The organism is Methylobacterium indicum, assembly GCF_017347565.1.
Lineage (GTDB): Bacteria > Pseudomonadota > Alphaproteobacteria > Rhizobiales > Beijerinckiaceae > Methylobacterium > Methylobacterium indicum.
Genome location: NZ_AP024145.1, coordinates 2,580,940 through 2,600,000, shown reverse-complemented (window position 1 = coordinate 2,600,000; position 19,061 = coordinate 2,580,940). Strand labels below are relative to the sequence as shown.

At 72.1% G+C, this 19,061-nt stretch carries 16 protein-coding genes and 1 pseudogene (1 of these 17 running past the window's edge); 4 read left to right on the top strand and 13 right to left on the bottom strand.

All coding sequences use genetic code 11. From position 1 onward, the window contains the following. The 13 genes and pseudogenes from miv_RS12200 to miv_RS12140 form a co-directional block, all read right to left on the bottom strand. Positions 1–628 (bottom strand): annotated as a pseudogene (locus miv_RS12200) (ABC transporter ATP-binding protein) (its annotated part extends 29 nt beyond the left edge of the window); the annotation flags it as partial. Between the two features lie 79 nt (positions 629–707). Further along, a complete protein-coding gene (locus miv_RS12195) occupies positions 708–2,513 on the bottom strand; it encodes a branched-chain amino acid ABC transporter ATP-binding protein/permease (RefSeq protein WP_207182989.1) in 1,806 nt (601 codons plus the stop codon). Then, positions 2,510–3,370 carry a branched-chain amino acid ABC transporter permease gene (locus tag miv_RS12190; RefSeq protein ID WP_207182988.1) on the bottom strand — a complete coding sequence of 287 codons (861 nt, stop codon included), beginning with the start codon at positions 3,368–3,370 and terminating at the stop codon, positions 2,510–2,512. The genes miv_RS12195 and miv_RS12190 overlap by 4 nt, the downstream gene beginning before the upstream one ends. A gap of 23 nt (positions 3,371–3,393) precedes the next feature. Continuing rightward, entirely contained in the window at positions 3,394–4,590 is a 1,197-nt protein-coding gene (locus tag miv_RS12185; RefSeq protein WP_244748968.1) for an ABC transporter substrate-binding protein, read from the bottom strand. A gap of 168 nt (positions 4,591–4,758) precedes the next feature. Beyond that, positions 4,759–5,847 carry a mandelate racemase/muconate lactonizing enzyme family protein gene (locus tag miv_RS12180; RefSeq protein WP_048426668.1) on the bottom strand — a complete coding sequence of 363 codons (1,089 nt, stop codon included), beginning with the start codon at positions 5,845–5,847 and terminating at the stop codon, positions 4,759–4,761. Between the two features lie 17 nt (positions 5,848–5,864). Continuing rightward, positions 5,865–6,977: a mandelate racemase/muconate lactonizing enzyme family protein gene (locus miv_RS12175; RefSeq protein ID WP_207182987.1), complete on the bottom strand. Its 1,113-nt coding sequence runs from the start codon at positions 6,975–6,977 to the stop codon at positions 5,865–5,867. A gap of 333 nt (positions 6,978–7,310) precedes the next feature. Beyond that, positions 7,311–8,123, bottom strand: coding sequence for an IclR family transcriptional regulator (locus tag miv_RS12170; protein WP_058617225.1), 813 nt, complete (start codon positions 8,121–8,123; stop codon positions 7,311–7,313). A 241-nt stretch (positions 8,124–8,364) separates the two neighbouring features. Continuing rightward, positions 8,365–9,912 carry a tripartite tricarboxylate transporter permease gene (locus miv_RS12165; protein ID WP_089504258.1) on the bottom strand — a complete coding sequence of 516 codons (1,548 nt, stop codon included), beginning with the start codon at positions 9,910–9,912 and terminating at the stop codon, positions 8,365–8,367. Continuing rightward, entirely contained in the window at positions 9,912–10,367 is a 456-nt protein-coding gene (locus miv_RS12160; RefSeq protein ID WP_202972719.1) for a tripartite tricarboxylate transporter TctB family protein, read from the bottom strand. The genes miv_RS12165 and miv_RS12160 overlap by 1 nt, the downstream gene beginning before the upstream one ends. A gap of 41 nt (positions 10,368–10,408) precedes the next feature. Continuing rightward, positions 10,409–11,362 carry an SMP-30/gluconolactonase/LRE family protein gene (locus tag miv_RS12155; protein WP_048426665.1) on the bottom strand — a complete coding sequence of 318 codons (954 nt, stop codon included), beginning with the start codon at positions 11,360–11,362 and terminating at the stop codon, positions 10,409–10,411. Further along, positions 11,359–11,736 (bottom strand): AtuA-related protein, encoded by a 378-nt coding sequence (locus miv_RS12150; RefSeq protein WP_048426664.1) that lies wholly within the window; start codon positions 11,734–11,736, stop codon positions 11,359–11,361. Before miv_RS12150 ends, miv_RS12155 begins: the two co-directional genes overlap by 4 nt. A gap of 5 nt (positions 11,737–11,741) precedes the next feature. Then, positions 11,742–13,100 carry an acyclic terpene utilization AtuA family protein gene (locus tag miv_RS12145; protein ID WP_207182986.1) on the bottom strand — a complete coding sequence of 453 codons (1,359 nt, stop codon included), beginning with the start codon at positions 13,098–13,100 and terminating at the stop codon, positions 11,742–11,744. Between the two features lie 12 nt (positions 13,101–13,112). After that, the gene (locus tag miv_RS12140) at positions 13,113–14,075 is read right to left on the bottom strand and encodes a Bug family tripartite tricarboxylate transporter substrate binding protein (protein ID WP_058617223.1); all 963 of its coding nucleotides are present in this window, start codon (positions 14,073–14,075) and stop codon (positions 13,113–13,115) included. A gap of 273 nt (positions 14,076–14,348) precedes the next feature. Here miv_RS12140 and miv_RS12135 point away from each other — a divergent pair, with 273 nt between their 5' ends. From miv_RS12135 to miv_RS12120, 4 genes are read left to right on the top strand one after another with little or no spacing between them, the layout of a single operon-like run. Next, the gene (locus tag miv_RS12135; RefSeq protein WP_207182985.1) at positions 14,349–15,479 is read left to right on the top strand and encodes a thiolase family protein; all 1,131 of its coding nucleotides are present in this window, start codon (positions 14,349–14,351) and stop codon (positions 15,477–15,479) included. Continuing rightward, a complete protein-coding gene (locus tag miv_RS12130; RefSeq protein ID WP_048426661.1) occupies positions 15,476–15,844 on the top strand; it encodes a Zn-ribbon domain-containing OB-fold protein in 369 nt (122 codons plus the stop codon). Before miv_RS12135 ends, miv_RS12130 begins: the two co-directional genes overlap by 4 nt. Continuing rightward, positions 15,841–17,937, top strand: coding sequence for an acetate--CoA ligase family protein (locus miv_RS12125; RefSeq protein ID WP_207182984.1), 2,097 nt, complete (start codon positions 15,841–15,843; stop codon positions 17,935–17,937). Before miv_RS12130 ends, miv_RS12125 begins: the two co-directional genes overlap by 4 nt. Further along, a complete protein-coding gene (locus miv_RS12120) occupies positions 17,934–18,932 on the top strand; it encodes a tripartite tricarboxylate transporter substrate binding protein (RefSeq protein WP_207182983.1) in 999 nt (332 codons plus the stop codon). The genes miv_RS12125 and miv_RS12120 overlap by 4 nt, the downstream gene beginning before the upstream one ends. Positions 18,933–19,061: the final 129 nt, after the last annotated feature.

Genomic DNA, 19,061 nt, shown 5'->3' with positions numbered 1-19,061 from the left:
AATACGCCCGCTCCAGTCGCTCGTGGAGATCGGGTGCGCCCGCCTCGGTGGCGAGCACGATCCGCCCCTGCGCGAGCGCATAGACCCGATCGGAGACGGCCCGCGCCTTCTCGACCAGCTGCTCGACCAGCAGCACCGCGGTGCCCTGCCGGCGCAGGCGAGAGACCACCTCCAGCACCCGGTCGACGAGCACCGGCGAGAGGCCGGCGGACGGCTCGTCGAGCATCAGGAGGCGGGGACGCTGCACCAGGCCTTGCGCTACCGCGAGCATCTGCTGCTGGCCCCCCGAGAGCGAGGCGCCCTTGTCGTGGCTCTTCGCGGCGATCTCGGGGAAGTGGGCCAGGGCCTCGTCGATCCGCGCCTCGCGCTCGGCCCGGGGCAGGTCGTAGGCGGCGAGCAGCAGGTTCTCGCGGACGCTCTGTCCGGTGAAGACGCGGTGGCCCTCGATGACGTGGGACAGCCCGGCCCGGACGGCGGCCCGGGGCCCGGCGCCGGAGAGCAGCGTATCTCCGAGCCGGACGCTGCCGGCCTGGACCGGCAGCAGGCCGGACAGCGCCCTCAGCAATGTCGACTTGCCGGCGCCGTTGGGGCCGAGGAGCGTCACGACCTCGCCCTCCCGCACCACGAGGTCGACGCCGTGGAGCACCCGGATCTTGCCGTAGCCCGCCTCCAGGCTCTGTACCTCGAGGAGCGGCGGGACCGTCGAATCAGGCGCCGAGATAGGCACTGACAACCTCCCTGTGGTTGCGGATGTCCGAAGGCGAGCCGGCGGCGAGCACCCGGCCGAGATTGAGCACCGTGATCTCGTCGCAGATCGCGAAGATCAGGTCGGCGTGATGCTCGACGAGGAGCACGCCGATCCCGGCATCCGCCACCGCCCGGATCAGGCCGCCGAGGCGCTGGATCTCCAGCGCCGAGAGGCCCGCCGCCGGCTCGTCGAGGAGCAGGAAGGCCGGGCGCAGCATCAGCGCGCGGGCGATCTCGAGGAAGCGCAGCTCGCTGTGCTGGAGCCGTCCGGCCCGGACCTCGTCGAGGCCGTCGAGCCCGACCGCCCGCAGCGCGAGGCGGGCGGCCTCGCGCAGGGACCGCTCGTCCTCGCGGTGGCGCGGGAGCGCGAGCAGCGCCTCGGCCAGGGTGGCGCGGCCCTCGACGCTGCCGCCGAGCATCACGTTCTCGATGACGCTCGCCTCGCCGACGATCCGCGGGGTCTGGAAGGTGCGGGCGATGCGCAGCAGCGCCCTCGCCTCCCGGGACTCGGCGAGGAGCGAGCGGCTCCCCAGCATCACCCGGCCCCCTTGCGGCCGGTAATACCCCGAGATGACGTTGAGCGTCGTGGTCTTGCCCGAACCGTTCGGGCCGATCAGGCCGTGGACGCCCCCGGGGCGCAGGGTGAGGTCGAGCCCGTCGATCGCCTTCACGGCGCCGAAGCTCAGGCGCACGCCCGAGAGGGTGATCGCCTCGCGGGTCGACGCCCCGGCGGCGATCTCCTGCAGGGCGGCCGCCCGCGGCGCGATGCTGCGCTCGGCCGGCAGCGGCCGGTTCTTGCCCCGATCGAGGAGGTCGGCGATGCCGCCGGGCAGCACCACCACGATGACGAGGAGAAGGAACGCGTACAGGAAGGTCGACCAGGCGGCGAGCGGAGCGGCCACCTCCGGCAGGATGGTGAGCACGATCGTACCGATGAGCGGCCCCAGCACCGAGCCGCGCCCGCCGATCAGCACCGCGATGAAGAACAGGAGCGAGAGATCGAACGTGAAGGCGTCCGGCGTGATGTAGGTCTGGAGCGAGGCGAAGAGCCCGCCGGCGATCGCCGCGACGCAGCCGGCGAACAGGAACACCGCGACGAGCAGGCGCGGCTTCGAGATGCCGACGGCCTCCGCCGCCACCTCGGCGTCGCGGACCGCGACGAGGGCCCGGCCGTAGCGGCTGCCCGCGACGTTGAGGGTCATCCAGGTGCACAAGCAGGCACCGGCGAGGCAGAACCCGTAGAAGCCGAGGCGCGACTCGAAGGGCGAGGGCATCTCCGGTCCGGTGATGCCGATCCCGCCGCCGGTCACGTCCTGCCAGGCGAGCGCGATCTGCGTGACGATGGTGGCGAAGCCCAACGTCGTCATCGCGAAGTAGAAGGTGCGCAGGCGCAGGGCCGGCAGGCCGACGATCACCCCGACCACGGCGCCGACGACGCCCGCACAGGCCAGCGCCGCGACGACCGGGAAGGCCGGCAGGACGGTGCCGGCGGCGAGCACGCTGGTGGTGTAGGCGCCCACCAGCAGCAGGGCGACGTACCCGATGGCGAGCTGCCCGGCGAAGCCGACGACGAGGTTGAGGCCCGAGACCAGGATCCAGTAGATCGCCGCCCGGGTGGCGATCAACGTCCAGTAATCGTTGCCGAACAGCGGCACCGCCAGCGCCAGGCCGAGGATCAGCAGGAAGGGGGCGGCCCCGGCGAGACGGGCGCCGGCGCTCGGACGGGCGGGGGCGTCCGAGGCCGCGAGGGCGGAAGGGTGACTCATACGCGCCTCGCCTGGCTCGCGCCGAGCAGCCCCTGCGGGGCCGCGAGCAGCACGACGATGAACAGGGTGAACACCGCCACGGAGGCGAAGATGCCGCCGACGACGAAGTTCGCGGTCTGCTGGAAGAGCCCGAGGACGAGCCCGCCGACCAGCGCGCCGCGGTTGTTGCCCAGCCCCCCGAGCGCCACCGGGATGAAGCCGTAGAAGTTGAGGTGCGGCCCGTTGGCGAAGAAGGCGAGCAGCAACTCGCCGCCGGCATAGCCCGCGAGCGCCCCGATCGCCCCGGCCAGCGCGTAGCTCATCACCCTGAGGCGCCGCTCGGGGAGGCCGAGCGCCCGGGCGGCGAAGTTGTCCTCCGCCACCGCCAGGAAGGCGTGGCCGAGGAGGGTGCGCCGGTAGAGGAGTTCGAGCCCCACCACGACGATCAGGCAGGCCGCCACCGGCAGCCAGAACTTCTCGTCGAGGACGGTTTCCCCGAAGCCGCCGAGCAGCCGCGGGAAGGGTTGCGGCTCGGTGCTCCAGGTGATCGCCGTGACCTGCTGGATCATCAGGGCGAGCGCCAGCGTCGAGAGCACGTAGAGGTGCTGCTCGAGGCTCTTGAGGACCGGACGCACCGCCACGAACTCGGTGACGATGCCGACGAGCGCCCCGCAGGCGAGCGTCGCGAGGAGCCCGAGCGGCCAGGGCAACCCAAGGCGCAGCGAGAAAAGCGAGCCGAGCACGCCGCCCAGCATCCCGAGCTGCCCGGCGGTGAAGCTCATCACCCGGGAGGTCGAGAACATCGTGTTGTAGGTGATGCCGATCAGCGCGTAGATCGCGCCGACGGCGAGGCCCGAGGCCAGGATCGAGACGAGCATGGCGGCGCTCCCCTCCCCGATGCTCAGGAATAGCCCGGGGCGAGGCGGAAGCTGCCGTCGCGGCCGGAATTGGCCGCCGACATCACCACCTCGTCGGTCGGGTAGCCGTTGTGGTCCTTGGGCGTATAGGTGTAGTCGCCGAAGATGCCCGGATAGTTCGTCAGTCCGTTCCAGTGCTTGACGATCGCGTCGGGCGCGCTCGATCCGGTCTCCTCCACCGCCTTGGCGATCAGGCTCACCGCGTCGTAGCCGGCCGCCACCCACCACAGCAGGGTGTCGGAGAGCGGGACCTTGCCCTTGAGCCGCGCGACGAACTCCTCGCTGCGGGCGTTGAGCTTGCCGGATTCGTCGTAGGAGCAGCTGCGGTAGCCGACCGCGTAGACCTTCTCCCAGTTCGCCGGCTTCTCCAGGAGGCCGCCGATCTCGCCCGAGGCCATCGAGGGGTGGCCGACGATAGCGACGTCCCAGCCCATCTGGGCGCGGGTGTTGAACAGCCGGGCATCCATGCCGGTCGAGACGCTCCAGACCACCAGGGCTTCGGCACCGGCGTTGCGGGCGCGCAGCAGGTCGGGGGTCATGTCGGGCTGGGTCGAATCGATGTTGCCGAGATAGACCACCTCGGCCCCGTCCTGCTTGAACGCGGCGGCGGACGCCTTGGCGGCGGTGACGCCGTAGCCGGTGGTGTCGCCGATCACCGCGACCCGCTTCACCTTCAGGACCTTGAGGCAGTAGCTGCGCACCGCGTCGTCCCACTGGGTGTTCGACGGGGCGATGCGGAAGGCGTTGGGGTACTTCGCCGGGTCGATCAGGGTATCGATCACGCAGGGGTGGATGTTCGGCATCTTGGCCCGCGCCATGATCGGGGTCGTCGCCAGGGCCTCGCCGGAATTGGTCGGGCCCCAGATCGCGTGGACCTTGGCCTGGCTGATCATCTCCTGGACGGCGTTGACCGCCTTGGTGGGGTCGCCTTGCGAGTCGCGGGTGACGATCTCGATCCTGCGGCCCTTGACCCCGCCGGCGCCGTTGATCGCCTCGGTGGCGAAGACCACGCCGCGGTTGAACCCGACCGTCGGGGCCGAACTCGGCCCGGTCATGGCGGCGAGCCAGCCGATGCGCAGGGGCTCGCCCTGCGCCAGAGCCGGCCGGGGAAAGCCGAGGGCCGCCGCCCCCGCGAGGCCGGCAGCATTCATCACGAGCGCACGACGGTTCGTCGTCACCATGGCGTCCTCCCGTTGTCTAATTGTCGTTTTATACTTTTAGTTGGTGTTTCGGCCGGCGCGGTTGTTCCAGAGGGCTTCACGGTCGCACTGCGATCGCGAGGTTCTCTAGGTCTTTGATCTGGTCGCATTTTCTGCGACGAACCGGCATCCACTTCGCCGGAAAATGCTCTAGGCGCCTTGTCGTTCCAGGTGCCGGATTCGATCCTCGTCGAAGGTGAACCCGAATCCCGGCCGCTCCGGTACGATGGCGTATCCGTCGGCGAAGTCCAGTCTCTCGCAGTAGAGATCGGAGAACCACGGCATGACTTCGAGCGAATGCGCGTTCGCGAGCGCCCCGAGCACGCTCAGGCTCTGCTCCGGGAAGAGGTGGCTCGAGACCGGCAGGTCGTGCGCCGCGGCGAGGTGGCCGACCCGCATGAACTCGGTGACGCCGCCGACCCGCTGCAGGTCGGGCATCAGGATGTCGGCGGAGCGCAGCTCGATCATCCGGCGAAAGCCGTAGCGGGTATAGTCGGTCTCGCCGCTGGCGATCGGCGTGTCGAGGGCGGCGGCGACGCGGGCGAGCCCCTCGACGTCCCAGGCCGGCAGCGGCTCCTCGAACCAGGTGAGACCGAACTCCTCCAGCCGCCGCCCGAGCCGGATGGCGTCGTTCTCCGTCAGTCCCTGGTTGGCATCGGCCATCAGGCGGATGCCGGGGCCGATCGCCTCGCGCACGGCCCGCACCCGGGCGATGTTCCAGTCCGGATCGCCGGCCGAGAGCCGCATCTTCATCGCCGTGAAGCCCGCCGCCTTGAAGCGCGCGGCTTCCGCGACGAGCTCGTCGGTCGAGCGGTCGAGCCACAACCCGCCGGAATGGTAGGCCGGGACGCGGGCGCTGGCGCCGCCGAGCATGCGGTAGAGCGGCAGCCCGGCGCGCTTGCCCGCGAGGTCCCACAGGGCCCCGTCGAGGGCCGAGATGCCCATCACCGGCATGCCCTTGTGGCCCATGAAGTTCACGTCGCGCCAAGCCCGCGACCAGAAGCCGGCGATGTGGCCGGCATCCTGGCCGACCACCAGGTCGGCCATCTCGTCGATCAGCGCGCGCAGCACCTTGGTGCGGCGGTCGTTGAGCGTGAACAGGATGTTCTCGCCGGCGAGCCCGTCGGCGTGGACCGTGACCAGGATGCAGCCGAAGCTGTGCAGCTGGCCCAGCGCCGAGCCGATCGGCCGCTCCGGCCGCAGGGTGATGGCGCGCGTCGTGACGCGGTCGACCTTCATGGCGTCTCCTCCCATTGTTATGCCGTGCGGACGATGTCGCCGACCCGGTAGCGGTCGAGGACGCCCGGGTCCGGGTCGCAGCCGAGGCCGGGGCCGGCCGGCAGCCGCACGTGGCCGTTCTCGGCCCGGACCCAAGGATCGAACGGGTTCGCTTCCATGTCGAGCCACAGAACCTCGACCAGCGGGTCCTCGACGCGCGCCGCGATGACGTGCATCGTGGCGATGAGGCCGGAGCCGAAATACGGGCTGTGGGGCGCGGGCCTGACCCCGTGCGCCTCGCACAGGGTGATCACCCGCAGCATCTCGCCGATGCCGCCGATCTTGGTCACGCTCGGCTGGGCGACGTCGATCGCGCCCGCCTCGATCAGGGCCTTGAAGCCGAACAGCCCGGCGGTGTTCTCGCCGGCGGCGATCGGGATGCCGCGGGCCCGCACCTGGGCGAGCCCCTGCACGTCCTCCGGCGGCCAGACCGGCTCCTCGAACCAGAGGAGGTCGTGGGGCGCGAAGGCATCCGCCATCCGGAGGGCCGCCGGCACGCTCCAGGCGCAGTTGACGTCGACCATCAGGGCGGCGCCGTGCGCGCGGGTCACCTCCGCGGCGGCCGCGACCGCATCCTCCGTCACCTCGTGCAGCTTGATGTGGCGATAGCCGGCCTCGCACGCCGCCTCGACGTTGCGGCGCACCAGCGCCGGATCGTGGTAGGCGAGCAGCGAGGCGTAGGCCGGCAGCCGCTCGCGGACGGCGCCTCCGAGGAGGCGGGCCAGGGGCTGCCCGGCGCGCTTGCCGGCGAGGTCCCACAGGGCCGTCTCGACGCCTGAGTAGGCGAAGACGAACGCGCCGTTGCGGCCGAGGAGATGCGTGGCGTGGAGCACGGCGCGCGTCAGCCCCGCGATATCGTCCGACGGGCGTCCCAGCACCAGGGGCGCCACGATGCTGTCGAGGGCGGCCCGCGTCGCCGCGATGCCGGCATGGCCGAAGGCCTCGCCCCAGCCGACCAGGCCCTCGTCGGTCTCGACCCGCACCAGCAGGATGTCGAGATGGGTCCAGGCCTTGCCGGCGAAGCGGGCCGGCGGGCCGCCCATGTCGAAGGGCAGCGAGACGATCTGGGACTGGATGTCGACGATGGTCAATCGTGTCTCCGTGGGTCTGGAGTGGTCGATCGGCGCGACTGGCGTCGAGTCCGTGGCGCTATTCCAGTCTCGCTCCGCCCCTTTCCCGGACGATTGAAGCGAAGTGGAACGAGATCCGGGATCCAGCGGAGGACGTGCCGCGGAGCGGCTCTGCCTGGTGTGCCGTTGCAGAGATGAGGACGCTTCGCGAAATCCTGTGCTGGATCCCGGATCTCCTTCCGCTGTCGCTCCAGTCGTCCGGGAAAGGGGCGGAGATGGAAACGGATGGGTCGACCGTTCGGCCTCACCGGCGGATTCCAAGGTGTCCCCGGGGACGATCGCCAGGGATTTTTCTCACCCCGGTCCTCCCTGCCCCGCCGGGATCCGCTCCCGCTCCATCAGGTCGGCCTCGCGGCCCAACGCTTCCGCCAGCTCCGCCTCGCGCGCCCGGATGCGGGTGGTCAGCGCCGCGATGCTGAGGGCCGCGACGGTGCGGCCGGCCTCGTCGCGCACCGGCACGCCGATCGCCCCCATCGTGTCGACGACCTGATCGAGAAGCACCACGTAGCCCCGCGCCCGCGATTCCGACACGCGGCTGCGGATCTCGGCCTGGCTCAGGCGCGGATAGGGCCCGAGGCGCTGGACCACGATGCCGAGGATCGCGTCGACCTCCCGGTCGGGCAGCCAGGCCAGCAGCGCCATGGCGCCGGCCCCGACCCCGAGCGGGCGCCGGCTGCCGATGTCGAGGTAGTTCGCCCGGATCGGGTAGGAGCCGATCTCGCGCTCGACGCAGACCGCCTCGACGCCGCTCCTGACGGAGAGCAGCACCGTGTCGCCGGAGAGCTCGGCGAGCCGCACCAGGCTCGGCCGGGCGAGCGCCCGCAGGTCGTCGGGCCGCCCGGCGCTGGCGGCCAGCGCCATCAGCTCCGGCCCCGGACGCCAGCGCCGGCCGTCGGCCGCACGGGCGGCGAAGCCCTCCTGCGCCAGGGTGTCGAGGATGCGCAGGGCCGTCACCTTGTTGAGCCCGGTCTCGGCCGAGAGCTCGGTCAGGCGGCGCGGGGTCGGCGCGGCGAGGGCCCGCAGCACGGCGCAGACCTTCTGGGCGGCGTTGGGCTCGGGCGCGGCGGGGGCCGGAGCCGGGGTCTCCTCGGCCGGGTCGGGGGTCATGCAGCCTCGCGGGATTGGAGACGCACGGGTCGCCCGACCGGGAGACGCGGCTCCATCGATCCGAGCCGCGACCTCGTCCCGAGGTGCGAGGCGATCTTCGATCGCCGAGCCGCGACGGAGGGCTCCAGGGATCGTGGAGAGATCCGGAGCGCTCCTGCGAGATCGGTCGATCGCCGATCGACCGACACCTCGGAACGAGGTCGTGGGTGGGAAAGACGAAGCCTGTCGCGCAGCATGGCCCTCACGGCTCCTCCAGCACCACCGCCGGCCGGGCGGCGACCGCGCGGGCCGGATCCTGCGGCACCCGCGCCTTGCGGGCGAGATAGATCTGCGCGCCCACCAGCACCACGGCGAGCCCGACGAAGGTCGCGCTGATCGGGCTGTCGACGAAGGTCGCGAGGTCGCCGCGCGAGAGCATCAGGGCGCGCCGGAAATTCTCCTCGAGCCGCGGTCCGAGCACGAAGCCCAGCAGCACCGGCGCCGGATGGAAGCCGAGCCGCATCAGCCCGTAGCCGACGACGCCGATCACCAGGGTCTGGATCACCCCCGCCATCTCGTTGTTGGTCGAGTAGACGCCGACGCAGATGAAGAACAGCGCGCAGGGATAGAGGAAGCGGAACGGGATCCGCAATAGCTTCACCCACACCCCGATGAGGGGCACGTTGAGGAGGACGAGCAGGATGTTGCCGATCCAGAAGCTCGCGATCAGGCCCCAGAACATGTCCGGGTGCTCGGTCATCAGCTGCGGGCCCGGGGTGATGCCCTGGATGATGAGGGCCCCGAGGATCAGCGCCATCACGGCGTCGCCCGGGATGCCGAGGCTCATCGTCGGCACGAAATCGCCCTGGACCGAGGAATGGGTCGAGGCCTCGGGGCTCGCGACGCCGCCGATCGCGCCGCGCCCGAACTTGTCCGGGTTGCGGCTCACCCGCTTCTCGGCCGCGTAGGCGATGAAGGAGGCGATGGTCGGCCCGGTGCCGGGGATGAGCGAGCACAGGCTGCCGACGAGGGTGCCGCGCAGGATCGGCATCGCGGCCTCGCGCAGGTCGGCCCGGCTCGGCCGCATGTCGCGCATCCGCACCTTCACGCCCGACAAATCACCGACCGAGATGGTGTTGATGCTCTTCAGGAACTCGGCGATGCCGAAGAAGCCGAGCGCCACCGCCACGAGGTCGATGCCGTTGTAGAGCGACATCGACCCGAAGGTGAACCGGCTGGTCCCCGTGTCGAGGTCGCTGCCGACGCTGCCGAGCACGATCCCGACGAGCGTCATCGCCACGCCCTTGAGCGCCGAGCCGCGGGCGAGGGTGGCGCCGGCCAGCAGCCCGAGCAGCATCAGGGTGCAGATCTCGGCCGGGCCGAACTTGAAGGCGATCTGCACCAGGAACGGCGCGAACAGGATCATCTGCACGATGCCGAAGGCCGCGCCGAAGAACGCCGCCAGCATGGTGATGCCGAGCGCGACGCCGCCCCGCCCCTGGCGGGTCATCGGGTAGCCGTCGAGGCAGGTGACGGCGTGGGAGGGGTGGCAGGGCAGGTTGAGCAGGATCGAGCAGATCGCGCCGCCGTACTGCGCCCCGTAATAGATGCCGGCCAGCATCAGGATCGCGGCGACCGGCGGCATGCCGAAGGTGAGCGGCAGGAGGATCGAGATCGTCGCCATGATGCCCATGCCGGGCAGCACGCCGATGAGGTTGCCGATCAGCACGCCGACGAGGCTGAACAGGAAGTTGTGCGGCTGCAGCGCGATGCCGAAGCCGTGGACGAGGTTGGCGAACGTGTTGTCCATCACCACCCCCGCCAGAACGGCATCTGGAACTTGAGCGCCAGCGTGAAGACGATGCCCGCCACCGCCGTCATGGCGAGCGCCAGCAGGAGGGCTGCGCGGGGATTGCCCTGCCGGTCGCCGAGCGCCGACACGAACACGCAGGCGAAGGTCGCGGGCCCGAGGCCGAGATGCTCGCCGAGCACCACGAAGGCCAGGATGCCGAGCACGATGCAGGCCCAGCCGCGCCAGTCCGGCCGTCCGGCCTCCTCGTGCTCGGACCCCGCCTCCGGCGTCAGGGCGATCAGCGCCCCGACGAGGACGAGGGCGCCGCCGACGATCATCGGAAACAGCCCGGGCCCGACGCGGGCGAGGCTGCCGAGGCCGAAGGTGCGGGCCTCGAGCACGACGGCGAGGCCGAACAGCGCCATCAGGCCGCCGGCGGCGTAGCGCCGGGCGTGCGGGCCCGGGACGGACACGGGTCCTCCGGCGGACTTGCTCGCGGGACGGAACATGGTGCTCATCCCCGCGGGTTCAGGTGGTGGAGGGGCAGCCCTGGCCCGTCCCAGGGCAGGGAGACGAGGCGCCCGGTCGAGGACAGGGTGACGTAGGCGGTGCGCAGGTCCGGCCCGCCGAAGCAGATGTTGGTGGCCCAGCGCTCCGGCATCGGGACGTGGCGGACCGAGGCCCCGTCCGGCGACACCACGGTGATGCCGCCCTCGACGAGCGTCGCGACGCAGATGTTGCCGGCTGCGTCCACGGCAAGCGAATCGAACCGGCGGTAGCCCGGCAGGCCGACGACGAGCCGGCCGCCATGCGGCGAGGGGAAGGCCTCGCGGGCGATCTCCCCCGGTCCCGTCAGGGTGAAGGCCCACAGCCGCGCGGTCTCGGTCTCGGCGACGTAGAGGGTGCCGCCGTCGGGCGACAGGCCGACGCCGTTGGGGGTGAAGATCGGGAAGACGACCTCGCGGATCGCGCTGCCGTCGGCCCGCGCATAGTACACCGCGCCGCGATCCTGCTCGCGCTCGCGCACCTTGCCGAGGTCGGTGAAGTAGAAGCCGCCGAGCCCGTCGAAGACGAGGTCGTTGGGGCCCTTGAGCGGCCGCCCGCCGCAATCCCGGTAGAGCACCTCGACCTGCCCGGTCGCGAGGTCGACGGCCTCGATCCGGCCGCCGGAATAGTCCTCGGCCTGGCCGACAGGCCGCAAGCCACTCGGGTCGTCGTCCGGCGTCCAGCGGAAGCCGCCGTTGTTGCACAGGTAGCAGCGCCCGTCGGGACCGATCGCCGCTCCGTTCGGCCCGCCGCCGGGCCGGGCCGGATAGCTGACAGTGCCGTCCGGCGCCACGCGGGTCAGGGTGCCCCGGGCGATCTCGACGAGCAGGACCGAGCCGTCCGGCATCGCGATCGGGCCTTCGGGAAAGCGCAGGCCCGTCGCCAGCTCGGTGAGGGGCGGGGTCGCGGGATTGGCAATCATGGCGCTGCCTCCAGGCGGGTCGGACCGGGGGAATGGTTGCGCAGGAGGTTGGCGAGGCTGTCGGGCACCTCGATCTCGAAGCCCAGCACGGCCGCCGAGAGCGCCTTGCCGTAATTGTCGAGGCAGAGCGAACGCGACACGCCCCCGCCGAGGGCGCCTTCGGCCACGAAGTTCAGGACGCCGAGCGGGTCCACCGCGTAGCGGGTGACCGGGCCGGTCACGAGGCCGGCATAGAACGCCTTGAAGCGCTCGGCGGTCAGCTGGTCCTTGAGGTAGGGGTAGAGGTCCGGCTCGTAGGCGATCACCGTGACGTTCGAGGTGTTGCCCTTGTCGCCGGAGCGGACATGGGCGACGTGCTGCAGCATCAGGCGCATGGCGATCAGCTCTCGTACATCGTGACGACGGGGCGCAGGGCCTCGCGCGGCACCAGCGACGACCAGACGCCGATCACCTCGCGGGTGCGGTCCTGGTGCGGCACGCGCTTGCCGGTCATGCCGACGCCGGACACCGCCATGCCGTCGACCTCGCGCCCGACCTTCAGGGCCTCCTCGCGGGTCGCCGTGCGCGCCGCGACCCGCACGGCGATCTCGTAGGGCTCCGCCGGGGCCGCCCGTGCGGCGATCGCCCCGCCGTGGATGGCGTTGAGGCCGACGAAGTCGATCCGGATCTCCTCGGCCCGCAGGCCCACGATCCGGAAGCGCTCCTCGAGGATGCGCTTGGCGAGTTCCGCCCGCCGCAGGGCGCCCGGCCCGGCATAGAAGAACATGTCCTCGCCGATGAAGCCTTCCTGGCAGGCGATCGAGACCTTGAGCGTCGGCGTGCGCGGCTTGCCGGCGATGCGCGACACCCGCACCCGGTCGGGGCCGACCTCCTCCAGTTCCGTCGTGGTGAAGTCCACCACCACGTCGGGCGTGATGTAGTGTCCCGGGTCGTGCACCTCGTAGAACAGCTGCTCCTTGAGGGTGCGGAGCGTCACGGCGCCGCCGGAGTTGCGCACCTTGGTGATGACGGCCGAGCCGTCGCTCTCGACCTCGGCGATCGGGAAGGCGAGGTCCCAGGGGTCGGGCACGTCCTTGAAGCCGGGATCGCAGAAATAGCCGCCGGTGACCTGTGCGCCGCATTCGAGCACGTGGCCGATGCCGCTGCCGGGCCCGAGGCGGGCGTGGTCGAGGGCGTCCCAGCCGAATTCGTGCATCATCGGCGCCATGAAGATCGACGGATCGGCGACGCGGCTGGTGACGACGATCCGGGCGCCCTCGCGCAGCGCCTGGACGATCGGTTCGGCGCCCATATAGGCCTCGGCCGAGACGATCGAGCCGTCGAGGGCGGCGCTCGGGCGCCCGTCCTCCATCAGGGTGCCGGTGAGCTCGAGGACGCGGTCGGTGATCAGGCTGCCGGAGACCGCCGCGACCTTGGTGCCCTTGGGCGCGCCGCATTCGCGCAGCCAGTGGACGATGCGCTCGGCGGCGCCCTCCGGGTTGATCCAGCCCTGGTTGCTGATGATCTTGGTGCCGCGCCGCAGGCAGCCGGGCAGCACCCGCTGCATCCGGTCGTCGAGATAGGTGTCGTAGCCCGGGAAGGACGGGTCGCGGCGCTTGCGCACCTGCGCGGCCGAGATCGTCGCCTCCGCCATGGTCTCGAAGCACAGGTAGTCGAGGTCGCCCTCCTCCGCGTTGGTCCTCGCCGGCTCCAGCCGGTCGCCCCACCAGGCCGAGCCCGATCCGATCCGCAGCGCCATCGCCCCCTCCCCCTACTCGATCGTCACGCCGGTGCGGGCGACGACGGCCGGCCAGCGGGCCACCTCGCGCCGCACGATCTCCGCGAAGGCGTCCGGGCTCGCGCCGCCCGGCGTCGCCCCGAGGTCGAGGAGCCGCGTGCGGGTCTCGGGTTCGGCGAGCACGGCGGCGATCCGCGATTGCAGCAGGTCGACGACCGGCCGGGGCGTGCCGGCGGGCGCCAGCAGGCCGAACCAGGCCGGCACGTCGAAGCCCGGCACCCCGGCCTCCGCCAGGGTCGGTACGTCGGGCAGCCCGGGGAAGCGCTCGGCGGTGGTGACCGCCAGCGCCCGCAGGGTGCCGGCGCGGACATGGCCGATCGCCGAGGGCAGGTTGTCGAAGCCGATCCGGATGTGACCGGCGATGAGGTCGTTCAGCATCGGCCCGCCGCCCCGGTAGGGGACGTGGGTCAGGTCGATCTCCGCCATGACCTTCAGCAGTTCGCCCGCCATGTGCGGCGAGCCGCCGGTCGAGGTCGAGCCGAAGGCGAGCGTGCCGGGCTTCTCCTTGGCGAGGCGGATCAGGCCGGCGAGATCGGCGATGCCGGCGGCGGGGTTGACCAGGAGCACGTTCGGGGTCGAGGCGACCACCGTGACCGGCGCGAAGTCGCGGACCGGATCGTAGGGCAGGCTCTTGAACACCGCGGCGTTGATGCCGTGGGTGTTGATGGTCGCCATCACCAGCGTGTAGCCGTCGGGCGCCGCCCCGGCGACCGCCTTGGTGCCGATATTGCCCGACGCGCCGGGCCGGTTGTCGATGATCGCGTGCTGGCCGAAGCGCTTGTCGAGCCGGTCGGCGACGAGGCGGGCGAGGATGTCGGTGGTCCCGCCCGGCGGGAACGGCACGACGATGCGGATGATCCGGTCCGGATAGGCCGCGCGGGCCGGCCCCGGCAGGGCCAGCGACGCGAGCACACCCAGGCACAGCCGACGGTGCATGGCGCCTCTCACAAGCGTTCCCGACACCGCCGCCCTTGATGGGTCAGTTCCGTATAGCGGAACTAATTCGGTCGATCTCGGCTCTCCCGGCCGGATGACGACCTCGATCGTTACCCGGCATGGAACAGTGTTGACAGGCTATTCGACGAAAGGCAACCATCTTCCGACAACAGCCGACGGCGTGGTCCGCACGGCCCACCTTGGAGGATGCCCGATGTCATGTTCCGCGTGGCGGAATAATGCTTGCGCCGGTTGCCGCGCGGCGCCCGCCCGATGAGCGTCGTCACCGGCATCGGCCTCACCCCGTTCGGGCGCCTGTCCGGCGCCTCCACCCTCGACCTGATGAGCCGCGCCGCCGCCGAGGCCCTGGCCGATGCCGGGCTGGAGCGGCGCGAGGTCGACGGGCTGATCACCGGCTACTCGACCACCCACCCGCACCTGATGCTCTCGACGGTGTTCGCCGAGCATTTCGGGTTGCGGCCGGCCTACGCCCACGCGGTGCAGCTCGGCGGCGCCACGGGCTTCGCCCTGGTGATGCTGGCGCACCTGCTCATCGAGGCGGGGGCGGCGCGGCGCATCCTGGTGGTGGCGGGCGAGAACCGGCTCTCGGGCCAGTCCCGCGACGCGGCGATCCAGACCCTCGCGCAGGTCGGACACCCGACCTACGAGGTGCCGCTCGGGCCGACGATCCCCGCCTATTACGGCCTCGTCGCGTCCCGCTACGCCCACGAGCACGGCATCGCCGACATCGCCGAACTGGCGGTGCTGATGCGGGCGAACGCGGCCCGGACTCCCGGCGCGCACCTGACGGACCCCATCACCGCCGCGATGGTGGGCGAATCGAAGCCGATCGCCGCCCCCTTGCGACTCCTCGATTGCTGCCCGGTCTCGGATGGCGGCGCGGCCTTCGTGATCGAGCGGGCCGATTCCGCGCGGCCCGGGCCGGCGATCCGGGGCGCCGCGCAGGCCCATACCCACCAGCACGTCACCGCCGCGCCCTCGCTGACCGCCTTCGGGGCGGGCGACAGCGCGGCCCGCGCGCTGAGGCAGGCCCGCGTCGGGCTCGCCGACATCCGCTTTGCCGCGATCTACGACAGCTTCACCATCACGCTCGCCATCCTGCTGGAGGAGATCGGCCTGGCGCCGCGGGGCGCCGCCGGGCGGCTCGCCCGCGAGGGGCACTTCTCGGCCGGCGGCGCGATGCCGCTCAACACCCATGGCGGCCTCCTCAGCTACGGCCATTGCGGCGTCGGCGGCGCCATGGCCCATCTCGCCGAGACCGTGCGGCAGATGCGCGGGCAGGCCGGTCCGCGCCAGGTTCCTCCCCCGGCGCTGGCGCTGCTCCACGGCGATGGCGGCGTGCTCTCCTCCCATGTCAGCCTCGTCCTGGAGACCAGCCGATGAGCGCGGAGATTCCCGACTGGACCAGGGGTGCGGAGGGCCTGGCGCTCGCCCGCTGCCGGGCCTGCGGCCACGTCCAGTATGTCCGGCGCCCGTTCTGCCCGGAATGCGGGAGCGAGGATCTGGGCGTCGAGCGGGCGTCGGGCCGCGGCACGGTCTACGCCGTCACGGCGGTGGCCCGTGCGCCCTCGCCGGACCTCCAGGCCTTCGCGCCCTACGGCCTCGCGCTGGTCGATGCCCCGGAGGGCTTCCGCTTCATGGCGCATTGCCCGGCCGAGGGCGTCGCCATCGGGGCTCCCGTCCGCACGACGTTCCGCGCCTTCGGGGCCGGCCTCGTCCCGTTCGTCACCCCGGAGGATCAGCCATGACGTCGAGCCTGCAGGCGGCCCTCGATCCGCGCTCGATCGCGGTGATCGGCGCGTCCGAGAATCCCGACAAGATCGGCGGCCGGCCGCTCCTCTACCTGTCGCAGTTCGGGTTTCGCGGCGAGGTCTGGCCGGTCAACCCGCGGCGCGACGAGGTCCAGGGCCGGCGCACCGTGCCGCGCCTCTCGGCCCTGTCGCGGGCGCCCGACCTCGCGATCATCGCGGTCCCGGGCGAGGCGGCGGTGGCGGCCCTCGACGAATGCGCCGAGATCGGCGTCAAGGTCGCCATCATGATGGCCTCGGGCTTCGGCGAGACCGCGGACCCCGCCGCGCGGGCCGCCGAGCGGGCGATGGTGGCCCGCGCCCGGGCCCGGGGCCTGCGGATGATCGGCCCGAACTCGCAGGGGCTCGCCAATTTCGGCACCGGCGCGGTGGCGAGCTTCTCCAGCATGTTCCTGGAGGTCGAGCCCCGGGACGGGCCGGTCGGCATCGTCAGCCAGAGCGGGGCGATGAGCGTCGTGCCCTACGGGCTGCTGCGCGGCCGCGGCATCGGCGTGCGCCACACCCACGCCACCGGCAACGACGCCGACGTGACGGTGTGCGAACTCGCCGCCGCGGTGGCGGCCGATCCGGGGTTGAAGCTCCTGCTCCTCTACCTCGAGAGCATCCCCGACCCCCACCACCTGGCCGAGGCCGCGGCGATCGCCCGCGCGCGCGGCCTGCCGATCGTGGCGCTCAAGTCCGGTCGCACCGCCGCCGGCCAGGCGGCGGCCCAGTCGCATACCGGGGCGCTCGCCAACGAGGACCGGCTGGTCGACGCCTTCCTGGAGCAGCACGGGATCTGGCGGGCGCGCGACACCACCGACCTCGTCGCGGCGGCCGAACTCTACCTGAAGGGCTGGCGCCCGGCGGGCCGCCGCATGGTGGCGATCAGCAATTCGGGCGCGACCTGCGTGATGGCGGCGGACGCGGCCTCGCAGGCGGGGCTCGAGCTGGCGCCCCTGGAAGAGGGCACGCAGGCACGCCTGCGGGCGATCCTGCCGAGCTTCGCCGCGACCCGCAATCCGGTCGACATCACGGCGGCGCTGATGACGAACTCCGCCCTGTTCAGCCAGATCCTGCCGGTGATCGCCGAGGATCCGAGCGCCGACGCCTTCCTGGTCGGGGTGCCGGTGGCGGGCCGGGCCTACGCGGTCGACGATTTCGGCCGCGACACCGCCGCCTTCGCGCAGGCGACCGGCAAGCCGGTGGTGATCGTCGCCCCCCAGGAGCTGGTGGCGGCGCCGTTCCGCTCGCGCGGCCTGCCGGTCTTCTCCGGCGAGGGCGAGGCGGTGCGGGCGCTGGCGCAGTTCATCGCGCATCACGAGCGCATGGCGGCGGCCGGGGAACGGACGCCGCATCCGGCGCCGTCGTCGTCCTCCGCCTCTCCGGTGCCGCGCCTCCTCGACGAGGCCGAGAGCCTGGCGCTCCTGTCGCGGGCCGGTATCCCGGTCGTGCGCCACCGCCTCTGCCGCACCGCCGACGAGGCGGTGGCAGCGGCCGCCGGGATCGGCGGGCCGGTCGCCGTCAAGGGCTGCTCGGCGGGCGTGGCGCACAAGAGCGAACTCGGCCTCGTCCATCTCGGGGTCGCTGGGGAGGCGGCGGTGCGGGCCGCCTTCGAGGCCTGCCGGGCGGGACTCGCCGGGGCCGGCCACCCGTTCGCCGGCGCGATCGTCGCCGCGATGGCGCGGGGACGGCGCGAACTGGTGCTCGGCGCCCATCGCGACCCGTTCTTCGGCCCGGTCGTGGTGGTGGGCGACGGCGGCAAGTACGTCGAGGCGATGCCGGACGTCGCCGTGCTGCTGCCGCCCTTCTCGGAGGCGCAGGTCCGGCGCGCCCTCGACGGCCTGCGCCTCGCCCCGCTGATCGCGGGCGTGCGCGGCGAGCCGCCGCTCGCGATCGAGCCCTACCTGGCCGCCGCCGTCGCGGTCGGGCGGCTGATGGTCGAGCGGCCGGCGATCGCCAGCCTCGACGTCAACCCAATGATGATCGGCACCGCGCCCGGCGAGTGCCTGGCGCTCGACGCCGTCGTGTTCGAGGAAGGAAGCGCGCCATGATCCGCCGCCGTGACGTCGTCACCGGTCTTGTCGGGACCCTTGCCGGGACCCTTGCCGCCGGCCCCCTCGCGCTCGGGAGCCGGCCGGCCCGCGCCGCCGCCTGGCCGGCCCGGCCGATCTCCGTCGTGGTGCCCTACCCGCCCGGCGGCTCGACCGACATCACCGCGCGGATCGTCGGCGAGCGGCTGTCGATCGCCCTCGGCCAGCCCCTGGTGATGGACAACAGGCCGGGGGCCGGCGGCAATCTCGGCCTCGAGATCGTCGCCCGCGCGGCGGCCGACGGCCACACGCTCGGCGTCGCCACCACGGCGCACGCCATCAACATGACGCTGTTTCGAAAGCTCAACTACGACACGCTGAAGAGCTTCGCGCCGGTGGCGCTCCTGACCGAGAACCCGCTGGTGCTGGTGGTGCCGGCGCAATCCGCGCCCCGCTCGGTCGCCGACCTGATCGCCGCCGCCAAGGCCAAGCCCGGGGCCCTGAACTACGCCTCGTCTGGCATCGGCCAATCGACCCACCTCGCCGCCGAGCTGTTCGCGTCCATGGCGGGCATCAAGCTCACCCACATCCCGTATCGGGGCAGCGCCCCGGCGATCACCGACGTCATCGCCGGACGCTGCGACCTGATGTTCGACACCACCCAGTCGGTGCTCGCCCATGTCGAGGGCGGCCGGGTGCGGGCGCTCGGCATCACCGCGGCCGAGCGGCTGCCGCTGGCGCGCGACATCCCGACCATCGCCGAGGCCGCCCTGCCCGGCTACGTCGCCATCGCGTGGAACGGCCTCGTCGCGCCGAAGGGCACACCGCCCGAGATCGTCGCGCGCCTCAACGCCGAGACGGTGCGGGCGATGCAGGAGCCGGCGGTGGCGGCGAAGTTCGCCGGCCTCGGCGCCACCTCCCGCCCGCTCTCGCCCGAGGCCTTCGGGGCCTTCATGGCGGCCGAGATCGCCAAGTGGGGCGCCGTGGTGAAGCAATCGGGGACGACGCTGGATTGAGGGGAGCGAGGGGGGCTTCCCTGGAGCATTGTCCGACGAAGTGGATGCCGGTTCGTCGAAGAAAACGTGGCAAAACAAAGACTTGGAGCACTTCACGATTGCAGCGCGATCGTGAAGTGCTCGAGCGTG

What these genes read in the sequence shown, in the direction of transcription:
- miv_RS12165 (WP_089504258.1), bottom strand. Translation starts at nt 9,912, where the DNA reads ATGGACAACACGTTCGCCAACCTCGTCCACGGCTTCGGCATCGCGCTG.
- miv_RS12170 (WP_058617225.1), bottom strand. Translation starts at nt 8,123, where the DNA reads ATGACCCCCGACCCGGCCGAGGAGACCCCGGCTCCGGCCCCCGCCGCG.
- miv_RS12185 (WP_244748968.1), bottom strand. Translation starts at nt 4,590, where the DNA reads ATGGTGACGACGAACCGTCGTGCGCTCGTGATGAATGCTGCCGGCCTC.
- miv_RS12135 (WP_207182985.1), top strand. Translation starts at nt 14,349, where the DNA reads ATGAGCGTCGTCACCGGCATCGGCCTCACCCCGTTCGGGCGCCTGTCC.
- miv_RS12145 (WP_207182986.1), bottom strand. Translation starts at nt 13,100, where the DNA reads ATGGCGCTGCGGATCGGATCGGGCTCGGCCTGGTGGGGCGACCGGCTG.
- miv_RS12120 (WP_207182983.1), top strand. Translation starts at nt 17,934, where the DNA reads ATGATCCGCCGCCGTGACGTCGTCACCGGTCTTGTCGGGACCCTTGCC.
- miv_RS12190 (WP_207182988.1), bottom strand. Translation starts at nt 3,370, where the DNA reads ATGCTCGTCTCGATCCTGGCCTCGGGCCTCGCCGTCGGCGCGATCTAC.
- miv_RS12125 (WP_207182984.1), top strand. Translation starts at nt 15,841, where the DNA reads ATGACGTCGAGCCTGCAGGCGGCCCTCGATCCGCGCTCGATCGCGGTG.
- miv_RS12130 (WP_048426661.1), top strand. Translation starts at nt 15,476, where the DNA reads ATGAGCGCGGAGATTCCCGACTGGACCAGGGGTGCGGAGGGCCTGGCG.
- miv_RS12140 (WP_058617223.1), bottom strand. Translation starts at nt 14,075, where the DNA reads ATGCACCGTCGGCTGTGCCTGGGTGTGCTCGCGTCGCTGGCCCTGCCG.
- miv_RS12180 (WP_048426668.1), bottom strand. Translation starts at nt 5,847, where the DNA reads ATGAAGGTCGACCGCGTCACGACGCGCGCCATCACCCTGCGGCCGGAG.
- miv_RS12150 (WP_048426664.1), bottom strand. Translation starts at nt 11,736, where the DNA reads ATGCGCCTGATGCTGCAGCACGTCGCCCATGTCCGCTCCGGCGACAAG.
- miv_RS12195 (WP_207182989.1), bottom strand. Translation starts at nt 2,513, where the DNA reads ATGAGTCACCCTTCCGCCCTCGCGGCCTCGGACGCCCCCGCCCGTCCG.
- miv_RS12155 (WP_048426665.1), bottom strand. Translation starts at nt 11,362, where the DNA reads ATGATTGCCAATCCCGCGACCCCGCCCCTCACCGAGCTGGCGACGGGC.